The organism is Rhizobium sp. BR 362 (assembly GCF_036528765.1).
Lineage (GTDB): Bacteria > Pseudomonadota > Alphaproteobacteria > Rhizobiales > Rhizobiaceae > Rhizobium.
The window spans coordinates 26,901-41,555 of record NZ_JARWGH010000010.1; the positions used below are offsets into that span (position 1 = coordinate 26,901).

Genomic DNA, 14,655 nt, shown 5'->3' on the forward strand with positions numbered 1-14,655 from the left:
AAGGGGGCTAAATGCTTATAAATGCCATGATCGCTTTCGGTAGCATCGTGTTAACAGCGACAGCGGCTTCCGCCCAAGACCCGCAATCCGGGGTATCATTCCGAGATGATTTCAGGAACATCGACCCGGCGTTCTGGTACGTTTCCGACGGCTGGAATAACGGCAATCATCAAAATTGCACGTGGTCTCGCAACGAGGTTCGCATCGAAGGGGATAACCTTGCCCTAACCTTCACCAAAGGCAAATCCAAGGATCGAGACTATCTCTGCGGTGAAATTCAGACGACCCGCCGCTACGGATACGGCACATACGAAGCTCGCCTCAAGGCGGCGAGTGGCTCCGGTCTCAATTCCGCATTCTTCACTTATATCGGTCCGCCAACCCAGCAAATACACGACGAAATCGATTTTGAGATCCTCGGCAAAAACACAAGCGCGGTACAACTCAATCAGTTTGTGAAAGCCAAGGGAGGCAATGAATACCTCGTCGATATCGGCAGTCCGGCCGATCAAAACTTCAACACCTATGCCCTCGTCTGGGAACCCGAGCGTTTGCGCTACTACCTGAATGGTCGTCTGGTTCACGACGTGACAGACGCATCGAAGGTGCCGACCAGTCCGCAGAAGATTTTCTTCAGTCTTTGGGGAACGGACACGCTGTCGGACTGGATGGGTAAGTTCAGCTATTCGCGACCGGTTACGTTTGATGTCGATTGGGTGGCTTTCACGGCCGCCGGCGACAAATGCCAGTTCCCGCAATCGGTTGTCTGCACTCTGCAATAGATCGGGAAGTTAGGTTCAACGATTTATCCACTCTGGAGAGCCACCGCCGGCCAGCCGGCCTAATCGAAGAAGATCCGATGCTTCATGTCCTTTACCTCGTTCATGATCTCAATGATCCGGCAGTTCGCCGCCGGGTCATCATGCTGGCGGCCGGAGGAGCAACCGTGACGCTTGCCGGATTCCATAGGGATAGAACTGGCGCGGTGGCGATCGAGGGCATCACGCCGATAGACTTTGGCCTGACCGCTGACGGGAAACTTATTCAGCGTGCAGGAGCGGTTGCGCGTACCATGTTAAGACTGCAGCACCTCTTCAAGCGCATTCGCAAGCCTGACGTTATCGTCAGTCGCAACCTGGAGATGCTGGCGATCGCGCATCGAGCAAATGCTGTTTTCGGCGGTGCGATACCGATCGTTTATGAGTGCCTCGACATTCATCGCCTGCTTCTGCGCCATGACATAGCCGGCGCGATCATCCGCAGAAGTGAAGGCTACTTCGGCCGCAGAGCCAAGCTGATTGTGACCAGTTCGCCTGCTTTCATCGATTACTATTTTCGGTCGATGTCAGCGCTTCGTGCCCCGGTGATGCTCGTCGAAAATAAGGTCATCGCGCTGGATGAGCCCGCTCAATCATCCCCTTTCACCCGGTCGCACGGGCCCCCATGGAAAATTGGTTGGTTCGGTGCATTGCGATGCCGACGCTCCCTGAAGCTGCTTTCTGACTTTTCGCGCGCCCTGGAAGGCAAGTTCGAAATCGTGCTCCGTGGCCGACCGGCTTACGGGGCCTTCGACGATTTCGATGCCATCGTTGCGAAGGAACCTTATCTCTCGTTTCTTGGCCCCTATAAGAACCCGGAGGAGCTTCCGGCCATATACGGGGACGTGCACTTTTCCTGGGCGATCGACTTTTTTGAGGAAGGCTTGAATTCGAGCTGGCTTCTGCCCAACCGCCTTTATGAAGGATGCCTTCATGGAGCAGTGCCGATCGCCGTTGAAGGAACCGAAACAGCACGGTTTCTTGCCCGCCACGCGATCGGTCTTTGCCTTCGCGAGGCAACACCTCGGGGGCTGATCGCGCTTTTCTCACAGATGGATATCCCGCTATTTCGGCAACTGCGAAATGCCGTGATCAGCAAAGATAAAGAGCGCTGGACCGCCGTCAGGGCCGATTGCGTCGCACTTGTCGGGAAGCTGACGGAGATCAGCGCAGTTGAGCCGCCGCAAAGGCGATTGCATTCCCTTGTTTCCGCCAACGTCCGTTCGAACGGTGAACCGATATGAAGACGGAGGTTCATTCCAATCGGCGCGCCTTCATCGTCATTCCATGTTTGAATGAGGTGGAGCATATCGAAGCGTTGCTGGTTGACTTGCGCTATGCGCTTGATGAGCAGATCTCACACATCGTCGTGGTCGACGGCGGTAGCGAAGATGGTACCGTCGATGTTGTCGCTCGGTTGAGGAACGACGAGCCGCGCATCATGCTTTTGAATAATCCAGCAAGGATCCAAAGCGCCGGCGTCAACCTCGCCGTCAGATGCTTTGGCAATGGCTTCGATTATTTCATTCGCATTGACGCCCACGGTCGCTATCCCCCCGATTACTGCAAGCGCCTGATTGAGGAGGCCGAGGTCACCGGAGCAGATTCCGTGGTTGTCGCCATGGATACCGTCGGATTTGGCCTGGTGCAAAGGGCAACCGCCAGCGCACAGAACTCGAGACTTGGCAATGGCGGCTCTAAACATCGGGGGAACACGAATGGTCATTGGACCCGTCACGGTCACCATGCCTTGATGCGCGTGGCGTCATTTGAAGCTATCGGCGGCTACGACGAAACCTTCAGCCACAACGAGGATGCAGAACTCGACTTCCGGCTGGAAAAGGCAGGGTTCCGGATCTGGATGACCGATAAGACACGGATGATCTATTATCCGCGCGCAACTGTGGGAAGCCTGTTCCTTCAGTATCTCTATTATGGTCGCGGCCGCGCCCGGAACATATTGAAACACAGACGCTTGCCGAACCCGCGGCAGATGCTGCCTCTCGTCGTTCTTCCGACAGTAATCGGTGCCTCTTTGGCGGTGCTCCACTGGATGGCAGCCGTGCCCTTGGTTCTGTGGGCTCTCGTTTGCGTCTGCTACGGGTTCTGGATGGCGGTCAGGCGAGGCAATCCCTCAGGTCCGCTTGCAGGGTTGGCCGCGATGGTCATGCATTTTGCCTGGTCCACCGGCTTCTGGATGGAGCTGCTCACTTTTTTCAAACGCCGGCGGTTGCCATGACAAAACCTGTCGCTCTGCCAATCGATATAGGCATTTGCACCTGTCACCGTCGCGCCTCACGGAGCGCGTTGTTGTCGGTCGCGGCGCTAGCTGCGAGCAGGGCTGATGTCGTGCCCGGTAAATTCTTGATGCGAAATCGTGCCCGACAAGGGGTCGAACTGAAACAATACGAGGCCACGTAGTGACATGCAGGAAATGCTGCGGACGTTCAAAGGTGTGGGTTCCGGTCCGATAAATGCTGAGCCGGAAGGTGAGAAGTTTATCGACCTCGATCATATGGTCCAGTTGTTCAGGCGGCAGGTCCGAATTGTGCTGCTGTTTGCCGGCATTGGACTGCTGATTGGCGTCACCAACCTCGCGTTTGCAACATACTATTTCACGGCTGGTACCAGCATCCTGCTCGACGAGAATCTGAACCGCTTCGGCAGCGAGATTTCGCCGGCGCCTGCCAATATGGAAGCCGACAAGAAGATCATGAGCCAGGTTGCAATTCTCAAATCTTCTGCACTCGCCGCAAAGGTTGTCGACAATCTTCATCTCTATGACAACTACGCCTTCTTCGATCCCTCGCCGTCCATGTGGGCACGAGTGAAATCATTGCTGAAGGGAGCGATGGATCTCCTCGCCGGCAAAAGCACTCAAAAGGGAGATTTCAGCAATGAGGATGTCAGGCGGGGAGCGGCTGTCGCTGTCTTGCTTGATAATCTTCGCGTCGAACAGGAGCCCCAGAGCTTCGTCGTCGACCTTTTTTATACCTCAACCGATCGGGTTCTGGCGGCCGCCATTGCGAACGCTTACGCCGAAGCATACCTGTCGGATAAGTTCGATGCGAATTTCGATGCCTCGCAGCGTGCCACCGTCTGGCTTCGAGCACGTTTGGCAGATCTCAAAGAGCAGTCGCAGGAAGCCAGCCTCCGTGTCGAACGCTTCCGGACTGCCAACAATTTGACGGCGACGAAAGGGGCGCTTCTGTCTGAGGAGCAGCTCTCTGACATGAGCGCTCAACTGATTGTAGCAAGAGCGCAAAGTGCGAAAGCGTTGGCACTCTACAATCAATATAAGTCGATCGTAGACGCGGGCCAGCAGAGCGCTGTCGACAATGCCGCAACCGTTTCCAATCAGGACAGTCCGTCGCTGGTCACGACCCTGAGAGAGCGCTATCAAACAATTGAAAAACGGGCTCAGGAAATCGAAGACAAGTTTGGCAGTACCCACCCGCAAGCAATCAGCCTGCGCAGCGAACAGAACGAGGTGGGAAGGCAGATTTACGCCGAACTGAAGCAAATGACGGAAAGCTACCGCAACCAATATGAGGTGGCACAGTCCTGGGAGGCCTCGCTGAAAGAGGGGCTGTTGCAGGTCACGGGCAAAACGTCAGAGGACAATAAGTTACTGGTCGAACTTAAAAATCTCGAGCGGAATGCCGAAGCGATCAGCGACCTTTATAAGACCTATTTGGCGCGATATCAGGAAACGGCTCAGAACCAATCGTTTCCCATCACCGAAGCGCGTGTCATTTCGGCCGCAACGCCCCCGACAGATGCATCCAGTCCGAAGCGTACATGGATGCTGGCAGGATTTTTGTTGCTTGGTGCGTTTTTCGGCATAGTTGTCGGTGGATGGCGAGAATTCCGGGAAGTAACGCTGCGCATTGGCGAAGATGTGTCGAGGACGCTGGGCGTCAAATTTCTGGGCTACTTGCCGAGGATCTTGCCGGCCGACGAACCGGATGGATCGACGGAACAGCCGCAAGTGATCGACATCATGCGCTTTGCGACAATGGCGCCGGGTTCCCAGTTCAGCGAAACGCTGCGCCATGCCAAGATCGTCGCTGATACGATGCTCGGGTTTCAGCAATGCAAAGTCATCGGCATAGCGTCCGTGCTGCCCGGAGAAGGCAAAAGCACGGTTGCAGCCAATTTGGCGGCTTTGCTTGCTTCGACGAGAGCGAGAACGCTGCTCATCGATGCCGATTTGCGCAAAGGCTCGCTGACGAAGCTGTTGAACATTCCCATCAAAAAAAGCCTCTCGGACGTGCTTTCTGTGCAGCCGCCGCAATATTCGCGCTGGCGGGACACAATCATCGTTGACAACCAAACTAAGCTCGAAATCCTTCCGACAGAAGGGCGGTTCCAGTATCCCAACACAAGCGATCTGATCTCGGGTGTCGCTATGGCGAGACTTCTGGACGATGCGCGCACCACATTCAAATATGTCATAGTCGACCTTCCCCCACTGGCGCCAGTCTTCGATACCAAGGCGTTTGAGCGATTGGCCGACGGCTTTGTCATGGTTGCCGAATGGGGTGTGACACCGCGCTCCGTGGTCAAGACTATCCTTGAAGCCGAGCCACAAATTGCAGCCAAAACCCTTGGGATGATCTTAAACAAGGCGGAGCTTGAGAAGCTATATTCCTATAGTGCCTATGGAAGTTCAGAGCATCTCATTGCGCGATATTCTAGTTACTATCGAGAGCACCATGAGATGGAACAGGACAAGCTCGAGGAAGATAAAAAAACGACGTTCGGCACGGACCGATAAAGCGAGCAACTTTCTTCGCGTTGGCGAGGTTTCTATCATCGATGTGGGAAGGAATTTTTGCAATGAAAATCATGATAACGGGCAATATGGGTTATGTCGGACCCGCGGTGGTCTCCCATATCCGCCAGCAATTGGATGATTGCACGATCACCGGTGTCGATACCGGCCTATTCGGCCATTGTCTGACCGAGCCTTGCCTGCCCGAACATCAGGTCGATGTACAGATTTTTAGCGACGTCAGGGATTTGACGCCGGATCTTTTTCGCGGAATCGACGCCGTCATCCATTTGGCTGCGATCTCGAACGATCCGATGGGCGTTCGGTTCGAAAAGGTCACGGATGAGATCAATCATCGCGCCACGCTGCGGACCGCCGAACTTGCCGCAGAGAGCGGAGTCGAGCGCTTTGTCTTTGCGTCGAGTTGCTCCATGTACGGGTATGCCGAGGCGGGAGCGCGACGTGAAACCGATCCTCTCAACCCGCTGACGGCCTATGCCCGCTCCAAGGTGGCGGCGGAGGCCGGATTGCGGGAGATATCCACGCGAACGAACATGATCATAACGGCCCTGCGATTTTCGACAGCGTGCGGTTTTTCCGGCCGGATGAGGCTTGATCTCGTGCTCAACGACTTTGTGGCATCGGCTCTGTCGACCGGCCGGGTTTCGGTTCTGAGCGACGGTTCGCCCTGGCGACCATTAATTCATGTTCGCGATATGGCACGAGCTATCGAATGGGCTCTGCAGCGTGAGCAGCATGACAGGTTCCTGGCGATCAATGTCGGATGTGAAGAATGGAATTATCAGGTCCGCGAGCTTGCTGAAGCCGTCAAATCGGCGATGCCGGGTGTGGACGTCGACATCAACGCCAATGCACCGCCAGACAAGCGCTCTTATCGGGTCAATTTCGATCTCTTCCGCTCGCTGGCCCCAGATCATCAACCAAGAATGACGTTGCCTGCCGCGGTTGCCGACATTCATGATGGTCTTGTGGCGTCGGCTTTCAAGGACGCCAACTACCGTTCGTCTGATCTGGTCCGCTTGAATGTTTTGACGCGAGGCATCGAAGGCGGCCTGCTCGATGACGACGTCCGGTGGTTGGATCGCCGGCCAGTACTTGCTCGCGATCAATTATCGCTTCCGCTTCGCCGGGAAGCTTAGAGCAGCACGACCCGCTCGAACCTGCGGGCGCCTGAGAAAAGCGTCAAGACTGTCGAGCATCGACCGAGGTTAAGTCCAATGATGTTCCGCAAGACCGGATTGATAGGGTCAAGTGTAATAGATCTTGACGTAAAGGGCGACGACAGAGGTTTTTTCGCGCGCGTCTTCTGCGACGATGAATTTCGCCGGGCTTGCTTGCCGCTGGACATTGTGCAGGTCAATACGACGTGGAGCGCTCGGGCGGGCACGCTTCGGGGCATGCATTATCAATTGCAGCCCGCCGCAGAGATAAAAGTCGTACGGTGCGTTCGAGGAGCGATTTGGGATTGCATCCTTGATCTGCGACCCGACTCCAAAACCTTCGGCAGATGGTTCGGAGAAGTCCTATCCGCGCAAAATCGGCGAATGATGTATGTGCCAAAAGGCTGTGCCCATGGCCTGATCACACTGACGGACGACGTCGAGATTTTCTACTTTATGGGTGCAGCTTATGCGCCCGAATACGAACGGGGGGTGCGATGGAACGATCCTTATTTCGCCATCGCCTGGCCAAGCCAACCCATTGAATTGTCCGAGAAGGATGCCGCCTGGCCAGCTTTCGATCCCGTCTTTCACGGTGTCGAGACGTTCCGCGGTTTAGGGACGAGCGAGGAATAGGTTTCACGCACTGGCAAGACTGCGGCGAGTTCACGCTTCGACATTCAGGCAGTTAGCAGATGTTCTGACGAAGATGTCTTAAGGAGGATCGTATGAAAGTCGTTATTCTCGCTGGTGGTTACGGCAGCAGACTATCTGAAGAAACGACACTGCGCCCTAAGCCGATGGTGGAGGTGGGCGGGCGACCGATCATCTGGCATATCATGAAGCTATATTCTCATTTTGGCTTCAATGAGTTCGTTGTCCTTGCGGGCTATAAAGCGGAATATATCAAGACCTATTTCCTGAATTACGCAATGTGCAAAAGCGACTTTACGGTAGACCTCGCAACGGGTGAGGTGACTGTCGTGAAATCAAACGTAGAACCCTGGAAAGTAACGGTTCTCGACACTGGCGTCGAAACGATGACCGGAGGGCGCATCAAACGTGCTCGCCACATTATCGGGGAGGAACGGTTTTTACTGACCTATGGTGACGGCGTTTCCGACACCAACATTCAAAAATCGATCGAATTGCATGAAAGAGATGGAAACTGGATCACGCTGACGGCGGTGACCCAGCCCGGACGTTATGGCGCGCTTAGTCTGTCGCAAGACGCAACGCGCGTCCGCTCATTTCGGGAAAAGCGAGCCAGCGACGGTGGGTTGATCAATGGCGGCTTTTTTGTCTGCGAGCCTGAGGTCTATGATCTTATCGACGGCGATGATGATATGTGGGAGGACGCGCCGATGACACGGGCCGTGTCGCTCGGCAAGGTCGGATCCTATTGGCATCATGGCTACTGGCAAAGCATGGATTCCCTGCGCGATAAGATGGTGCTCGAAAAGGCTTGGGAGAGTGGCAATCCTCCTTGGGCAATTTGGAAGTAACCGGCTGGTATAACCGGTTATTTGACCTCGGCTTTTCCGATCTTATGCGAGACCTCTCGTAATAGTCTCAAATCTGAGCCGCCTTTTTTGACGTGTCGAAAATGCGGTGTCCAAAGCGCGCGTGTATAATCATCTAGATTTAAGCCTTTCCGGTATTTATATAATTTTTGGTTGTACTTATAATGGAGTAATTGTCCTTACGTTGTAGTTGAATTATGATATGTAATTAGCTGTGGAAAGCGAATTTGGGGTGCCATCATGAAAGGTGACAATAAACTCCCAAGTTGTTCGATTTACACGCCCTATCCCATCGACGATTGTTCCCCAATCGGAGGAGCACCAAAGCGTATATTCGATATTGTCGCCGCTTCTCTCATAATTATCATGTTTGCGCCGCTTTTCGTGTTGATTGCCCTTGCAATTAAACTGTTCGACGGCGGTGATATCTTTTATGGCCACCGGCGCATCGGTCATAACGGCAAGCCGTTTTTCTGTTTCAAGTTTCGCACCATGGTGCCCGATAGTGAGCAGCGCCTGGCTGCATATCTCCAATCGGATCCTGTCGCACGTGCTGAATGGGCCACCAACCGCAAGCTGCGCCGCGACGAGCGCGTCACTGGTATCGGCTTTGTCTTGCGTAGGCTCAGTCTCGATGAACTGCCGCAGCTCTTGAATGTGATCCGCGGGGAGATGAGCCTGGTCGGCCCACGCCCAATCGTGCGTGAGGAGATCCAACTTTACGGCGAATACAGTCAATACTATCTCCGGTCGAGGCCGGGGATTACCGGTGCGTGGCAAGCAAGTGGCCGCAGCGACATCTCATACGATCAGCGGGTTAGGATCGATCAACATTATGTGGAGCATTGGACCTTCTCCCGCGACCTCATGATTATCCTGAAAACGGTACCCGTGGTCTTATCGACCCGCGGTTCGTGTTGAAGCAGGCAGCATAAATAGGCGCGGGTCTGGACGTTTGCGCCATCGCTCAGGGGAAGCCGGCAGAGTTACAACAATGGTCCATTGTTGGTTTGGGCTCCGCCGTTAACAGGAAGCTTGATTATTATGCGCTTGAAGCATTGGCTCTTGACTGCCGTCGCAGCCCGACGGACGAGTGGATTGCACCGCCTTCTTGGCTGCATGCTTCCTGCACTTGTCGCTCTTTTGCTCGCAATGCCGGGTTTGGCCGATGAATACAAACTCGGAATAATGGACAAATTATCCATCCGCGTCGTTGAGTGGCAGACGGCCGAGGGGAAATTCCGAGAGTGGCCCGGCATAACCGGCGAATATCTCGTAGGTCCGAACGGCGGCGTGGCGCTGCCGTTTGCCGGCGAATTGAAGGTCGCCGGTCGGACGACAGCGGACGTCGCGCAAGAAATCGCTCATAATCTTCAGATGCGCTTCGGCTTGTCGGATCTCCCAGAGGCCTCTGTCGAGATTCTCGAATTCCGCCCGATCTTCGTTGCCGGCGAAGTCCACACGCCCGGCAAATATCCTTACGATCCAGAGATGACGGTGCTCAAGGCCGTGAGCCTTGCGGGAGGCATGCGGCGCGGCTTGGACGAAGGCCAACGTTACGAACGTGACTTCATCAATGCCCAGGGTGGTTACGACGTCCTCGTCGCCGAACGCGACCGGCTGGTGGCCAAACGTGCCCGGCTGATGTCGGAAGAGGATGGCAGCGACGCCATTCGCGTGCCGGAGGAACTAAAATCTAATCCAAAAGCCGCCAAACTCATTCAAGATGAAGCTGCGATTATGGAGACAAACCGCAGTTCTGTCAGCCTTCGCCTGAAGGGTCTCGATGAGCTTAGAATACTCTATAGCAATGAGATCGGATCGCTTGAAAAGAAGATGGACAATCAAAGCCATCAACTCGATCTCTACAGAAAAGAACTGGACAGGACGAGCAAGCTGGCCGATCAGGGGCTTGTGACCTCCGCGCGTGTGCTCGGCCTGCAAACCACCCTTTCCGAAACACAAAGCAATATGCTCGACATCGATGCGGCCTCGCTGCGTGCCAAGCAGGAGATGAACAAGGCAGCACTTGACTCGGTCGATCTACAAAATGAGCAAAAATCCAAACGCGCGGCCGAACTTTTGGCGACGCAGCAGCAACTCGATGAAAACGCGCTGAAGGCGATCATGTACAGGCGGCTGATGAACGAGGCTCTGGTCAACTCGCCCGCAGCATCGCAGTTGGCTGGCGGCGACGACAGCAAACTGATCAGCTACACGGTGGTAAGAACGATCGACGGAAAAGTACAGGAAATCCCGGCAGGCGAGAGCACGCCGCTTTTTCCCGGCGATCTCGTGAAAGTGGCGATCGCCAATGGACGGTCGTAAGGGCGTAAATCCGGTATTGGAATCCGGCATTGTTAATTTAAACCTTTAGACACGCGGCATTGTCATGCGTATCAGAATGGAACGCATCGCCTCTCCGGACGAAAATGCGGTCTACGGCACGATTGCCGTCGCTGCCACGGTATTCCTGTCGGCATATTCGGCGATCTACGGCTCAGTCTTCATCCTGATCTTTTACGCGATTTGGTTCCCGCTCGTGCTGACCGACTATCGCCGGGTGATCGGAAATCCAAGCAGGCTCTACTGGATACTGGGCTTTGGTGTCTTTGCCTGCGCCTCCTTTACCTGGTCAGCAGTCCCGGAACTGTCGTTGCGCGGCGGTCTTCAATATCTGTCGACAATTGTCTGCGCGCTGATTGCATCACGCTTGATCAGCATTCGCACGATGTTATCCGGTCTTAGCATCGGGGTCGCCGTGGTGCTCGTCTACTCCCTGCTCTTTGGCGAGTTCAGCTATGATCCGTTGGATGGCAAATACAGCTTTGTCGGTGCGTTCGGCTCGAAAAACCAGCTTGGTCTCTACGCCTCGCTTGGCGCCTACACCGGTCTGGTGAGCTTTTTCATCATGCGATCAAGCATCATTTCACGTGTATGGTCGGCGTTTTCCTGCGCGTTTGCGCTGTTTTGCCTGAGCGCATCGCAATCTGCAACGTCAGCGATCACGCTCGTGGTCGCAATCGCTGCCGTTCTTGTCGGCATGTTCCTCAGACGATTTGCGCCGCGACATCGTACAGTTTTCTTTCTCGTACTGATCCCATTGGCGATGGTGGCGCTTTTGATTTGCGCAAGCACGGGCCTCGTCGACATCCTCCTCGGCATGTTCGGCAAGGATATGACTTTGACGGGCCGTACGTATCTCTGGCAGCGAGGCTTCGAGATTGCGCAGGAAAATCCAATTTTGGGTGAAGGTTTTCAGAGCTTTTGGGTACAGGGCTTTTCAAGGGCGGAGATTCTCTGGAACCAGTTCTACATCCCATCTCGCACCGGCTTCCATTTTCACAACACCTATATCGAAACGATGGTGGAGCTCGGATATGTCGGTCTTTTCCTGCTGAGCGTGATCGTCATCGTGCTCCTGGCCGGGCAACTGAAACGCCTTCTGGCGGCAGGCTCATGTCGGGAAGACGTGGTCATGCTCGGATTTACGACCCTTTTCATCAGTCGGTCATTCGTCGAGATCGACTTTCTCAATCAATACACGATCGGCTCTTTCCTCGTCTATTACGCCGCAGGCTTGATCGCCCGTCCGATGCTCAGCGGCCGGGCGAAGAAGACTGGTTCATATGCAATGTCATTGCGCCCGGTTTGAAGGGGCGCGAACCGATCATGAAAGCAAAGGCTCATACTTTGCAGTTATCGGCTTAGAACGCCCCCGCACATGCGAGTTCGTTAACAGCGTTAGGAATGGATATCGAATACTGCCTCGGAAAATAAATAGATCATCATCACGAGAAGCGGCTCGTCCATGACAAATACAAAGCTAAACGATGGGCAATTCTATGCGTTGCATTTGCTTCGCGGTATCGCAGCAATATTGGTCATGCTTCTTCATCTCCACGGGTACCTGACAGACGAACCAAATTTCGTCCCCAGCGGCCATCTTGCCGTGGACCTATTTTTCCTCCTCAGCGGATTCGTGATTGCCTATTCTTATGACGAAAAACTGAAGGCTGGAATGGTGTTCAAACAGTTCGCCGCCGTGCGTCTGATACGACTGTTTCCACTTTACGCGCTTTCGATCGCAATCGCGTTATTGGTTGTGGCAATAACGGTGGCGGAAAAAGGATGGGGCGCCTATTCACGGCTGGACTTGCTAGGCACCTTCTTGTGTTCGTCGCTCTTTCTGCCCACACCGCCGCCGCTTTCGACATTTCCCGACATCCTCTTTCCCTGGAACGGACCCGCCTGGTCGCTGTTTTTCGAGCTGCTGATCAATTTTGCCTATGGTTTCGTTGCCGTGAAATTAAGCGGACGGGCGCTGACTGCAGCGATCATTGGCGCGGCATTTTTTCTCGTGGTCGCCTCTCTCCACTTCGGAACGTTGGAAGGCGGTGCGACCTGGGCGACCTATCCTGTCGGTTTTCCACGAGTGATCTTCTCGTTTTCGCTCGGCATCGTGATCAAGCGCTATTGGATGCGGCCGGTGCAACAATCCCGAATCGGACCATGGCTATTGTCGGTCCTTTGCATCGCAGTCCTGGCGTTTGATCCAGGCGATACACTTCGACCCTACTACAATCTGCTCGTAATCATTCTCCTCTGGCCTCTGGTCGTGATCATGGCGTCGCGGATGAGCTTTGCGAGTGGGTGGCGGATTGTGAGCCGGTGGAGCGGCGATGCGTCCTACGGCATTTATGTTCTCCATACTCCGTTGTTGAACCTCTTTGTTCTGATCACGGAATGGGACAGCGGGGCAAAATGGAGTGGACATGGGGTGCGCTTTGCCGTTCTCAGTTTGGGCACCGCGATGATAACCTCATGCTGGCTGAGCTATGTTTATGACCGGCCGATCAGACATCGTCTCATGCAGATCTTCCCACGAAAGATCGGCATCGCTCCGACGCCCCGGTCTGATCACGCCTGATCCCCGGGGCATTACCTCGGACAGAAATGCTTCGCAACCGCGTGAGAATCGGCTGAGTGCGCACTACAGAGGCAAACCGCCTGGGCGTGAGATTCGTCCTGCAAAGCAGCTCTCAGTAAGGACGCCATTTCCGCCCACTTCCAGCGCGTCCTTCCAATCACCACGGATCACGCGCTCACCAATGCGCATCTCGACCGGCCAGTCCGAAGTATATCCGACCCAGCGGTGATTAGCCTATATTAATTATGCAAAGCAGTATTTTCCAGAAATTATGTGCATTTTTGTCCAGGTCTCGCTACCTATAATTGACTACATTCAATATCAACAAACTGTTAAATATAGCGTTGACTAACGTACTTGGGACGGTAATCATCGTGGTGATGATCTCGGGATTTCTATTGAAGAGGTTGGTCAAAGAAGCATGCCGGGACCGCTCGTTGCTATCGTTACACCAACCCACAACGGTGCACGTTTTCTCGCCGAAACAATGGAGTCGGTGCAGAAACAGACATGGCCGAGCATCGTTCATATCGTGCTTGACAATAACAGCACCGATAGCACGGCGGAAATCATAAGGAACTACAGCAGACAGCGCCTTCCGGTCGTCGCATACCATAACGACGAAACGCTCAATCAACGCGACAATTGGAACCGTGCCTATTCGCACGTACCGGCCGAGGCCTCCTATGTCCGTTATCTCTGTGATGACGATACCATAACGCCCGATTCCGTGGCGAAGATGGTCACTCTTGCGGAGAACAATCCAAAGGTTGGCGTCATCGGTTGCCTGCATCTGTGTGCCGGTGCGGTTCAAGATTTTTTCTGGCCGAAAGATCAAAGCGTCTTTGACGGGACGGACGCTATCCGGATGATGTTGCTGCGCCAGGGCGTTTTGATGCCGGTGCAGATGCTTTGGAGAAAAAGCGTTACCGATCAGTTCAGACCGCTGTTCGAAGATGCCATGGAAAGTGGTTGGGACCTTGATGCAGTGCTGAAAATGCTGACGCGGTCGGACTTCGGCTTCGTTCACGAAAACCTCGGATTTACGCGCGTACACGCCAACACGACGACATCCCTTTCGTCCGCGAGCAAAACAAGAGCGTGGACGCGAGATGCGCTTCATTTCATGATCAGATATGGCCCGCTGGCCTTCGGCCCGGAGTACCGCGCTCATTTGCTTCGGTTCAGGCGGTATTATGTCCGCCGCATTATCGCGTGGTGGAAGCAGGATCGCGGCCGCGAAAATCTCGGCATTCATTTCGATGCGCTCGACAAGGTCGGGTGGACATTCAGCGCGGCTTTGGCGCTGGACGCCCTGGCAGATTGGGCATGCGTCAAGATGGGAATGCGCACGAACTGGTCGGGCTATCCAGGCTGGCAATAGCACCGCCTTCATGGCCGACGAGAAGGGCCGCAGATCACCTCT

At 54.5% G+C, this 14,655-nt stretch carries 12 protein-coding genes; all 12 read left to right on the forward strand.

Annotation, left to right across the window (positions count from 1 at the left end):
• Positions 1 to 11 precede the first annotated feature (11 nt).
• The 12 genes from QDY28_RS15505 to QDY28_RS15560 all read left to right on the forward strand — a co-directional run bounded on the left by QDY28_RS15505 (position 12) and on the right by QDY28_RS15560 (position 14,613).
• Positions 12 to 782 carry a glycoside hydrolase family 16 protein gene (locus tag QDY28_RS15505; protein WP_331382575.1) on the forward strand — a complete coding sequence of 257 codons (771 nt, stop codon included), beginning with the start codon at positions 12 to 14 and terminating at the stop codon, positions 780 to 782.
• 77 nt (positions 783 to 859) lie between these two features.
• On the forward strand, positions 860 to 2,062 hold the full coding sequence (locus QDY28_RS15510; protein ID WP_331382576.1) for a glycosyl transferase family 1: 1,203 nt from the start codon (positions 860 to 862) through the stop codon (positions 2,060 to 2,062).
• On the forward strand, positions 2,059 to 3,057 hold the full coding sequence (locus tag QDY28_RS15515) for a glycosyltransferase family 2 protein (protein WP_331382577.1): 999 nt from the start codon (positions 2,059 to 2,061) through the stop codon (positions 3,055 to 3,057). The genes QDY28_RS15510 and QDY28_RS15515 overlap by 4 nt, the downstream gene beginning before the upstream one ends.
• A gap of 186 nt (positions 3,058 to 3,243) precedes the next feature.
• On the forward strand, positions 3,244 to 5,598 hold the full coding sequence (locus QDY28_RS15520; RefSeq protein ID WP_331382578.1) for an AAA family ATPase: 2,355 nt from the start codon (positions 3,244 to 3,246) through the stop codon (positions 5,596 to 5,598).
• 62 nt (positions 5,599 to 5,660) lie between these two features.
• On the forward strand, positions 5,661 to 6,755 hold the full coding sequence (locus QDY28_RS15525; protein WP_331382579.1) for an NAD-dependent epimerase/dehydratase family protein: 1,095 nt from the start codon (positions 5,661 to 5,663) through the stop codon (positions 6,753 to 6,755).
• 78 nt (positions 6,756 to 6,833) lie between these two features.
• Positions 6,834 to 7,412, forward strand: coding sequence for a dTDP-4-dehydrorhamnose 3,5-epimerase (gene rfbC / locus QDY28_RS15530; RefSeq protein ID WP_331382580.1), 579 nt, complete (start codon positions 6,834 to 6,836; stop codon positions 7,410 to 7,412).
• Positions 7,413 to 7,504: 92 nt separating this feature from the next.
• Entirely contained in the window at positions 7,505 to 8,281 is a 777-nt protein-coding gene (gene rfbF, locus QDY28_RS15535; RefSeq protein ID WP_331382581.1) for a glucose-1-phosphate cytidylyltransferase, read from the forward strand.
• 258 nt (positions 8,282 to 8,539) lie between these two features.
• On the forward strand, positions 8,540 to 9,220 hold the full coding sequence (locus tag QDY28_RS15540; RefSeq protein ID WP_331382582.1) for a sugar transferase: 681 nt from the start codon (positions 8,540 to 8,542) through the stop codon (positions 9,218 to 9,220).
• Positions 9,221 to 9,451: 231 nt separating this feature from the next.
• The gene (locus tag QDY28_RS15545; protein WP_331382672.1) at positions 9,452 to 10,627 is read left to right on the forward strand and encodes a polysaccharide biosynthesis/export family protein; all 1,176 of its coding nucleotides are present in this window, start codon (positions 9,452 to 9,454) and stop codon (positions 10,625 to 10,627) included.
• A gap of 214 nt (positions 10,628 to 10,841) precedes the next feature.
• Positions 10,842 to 11,954, forward strand: coding sequence for an O-antigen ligase family protein (locus tag QDY28_RS15550; RefSeq protein WP_331382583.1), 1,113 nt, complete (start codon positions 10,842 to 10,844; stop codon positions 11,952 to 11,954).
• A 195-nt stretch (positions 11,955 to 12,149) separates the two neighbouring features.
• Entirely contained in the window at positions 12,150 to 13,229 is a 1,080-nt protein-coding gene (locus tag QDY28_RS15555) for an acyltransferase family protein (protein ID WP_331382584.1), read from the forward strand.
• Positions 13,230 to 13,650: 421 nt separating this feature from the next.
• Positions 13,651 to 14,613, forward strand: coding sequence for a glycosyltransferase family 2 protein (locus QDY28_RS15560; protein ID WP_331382585.1), 963 nt, complete (start codon positions 13,651 to 13,653; stop codon positions 14,611 to 14,613).
• Positions 14,614 to 14,655: the final 42 nt, after the last annotated feature.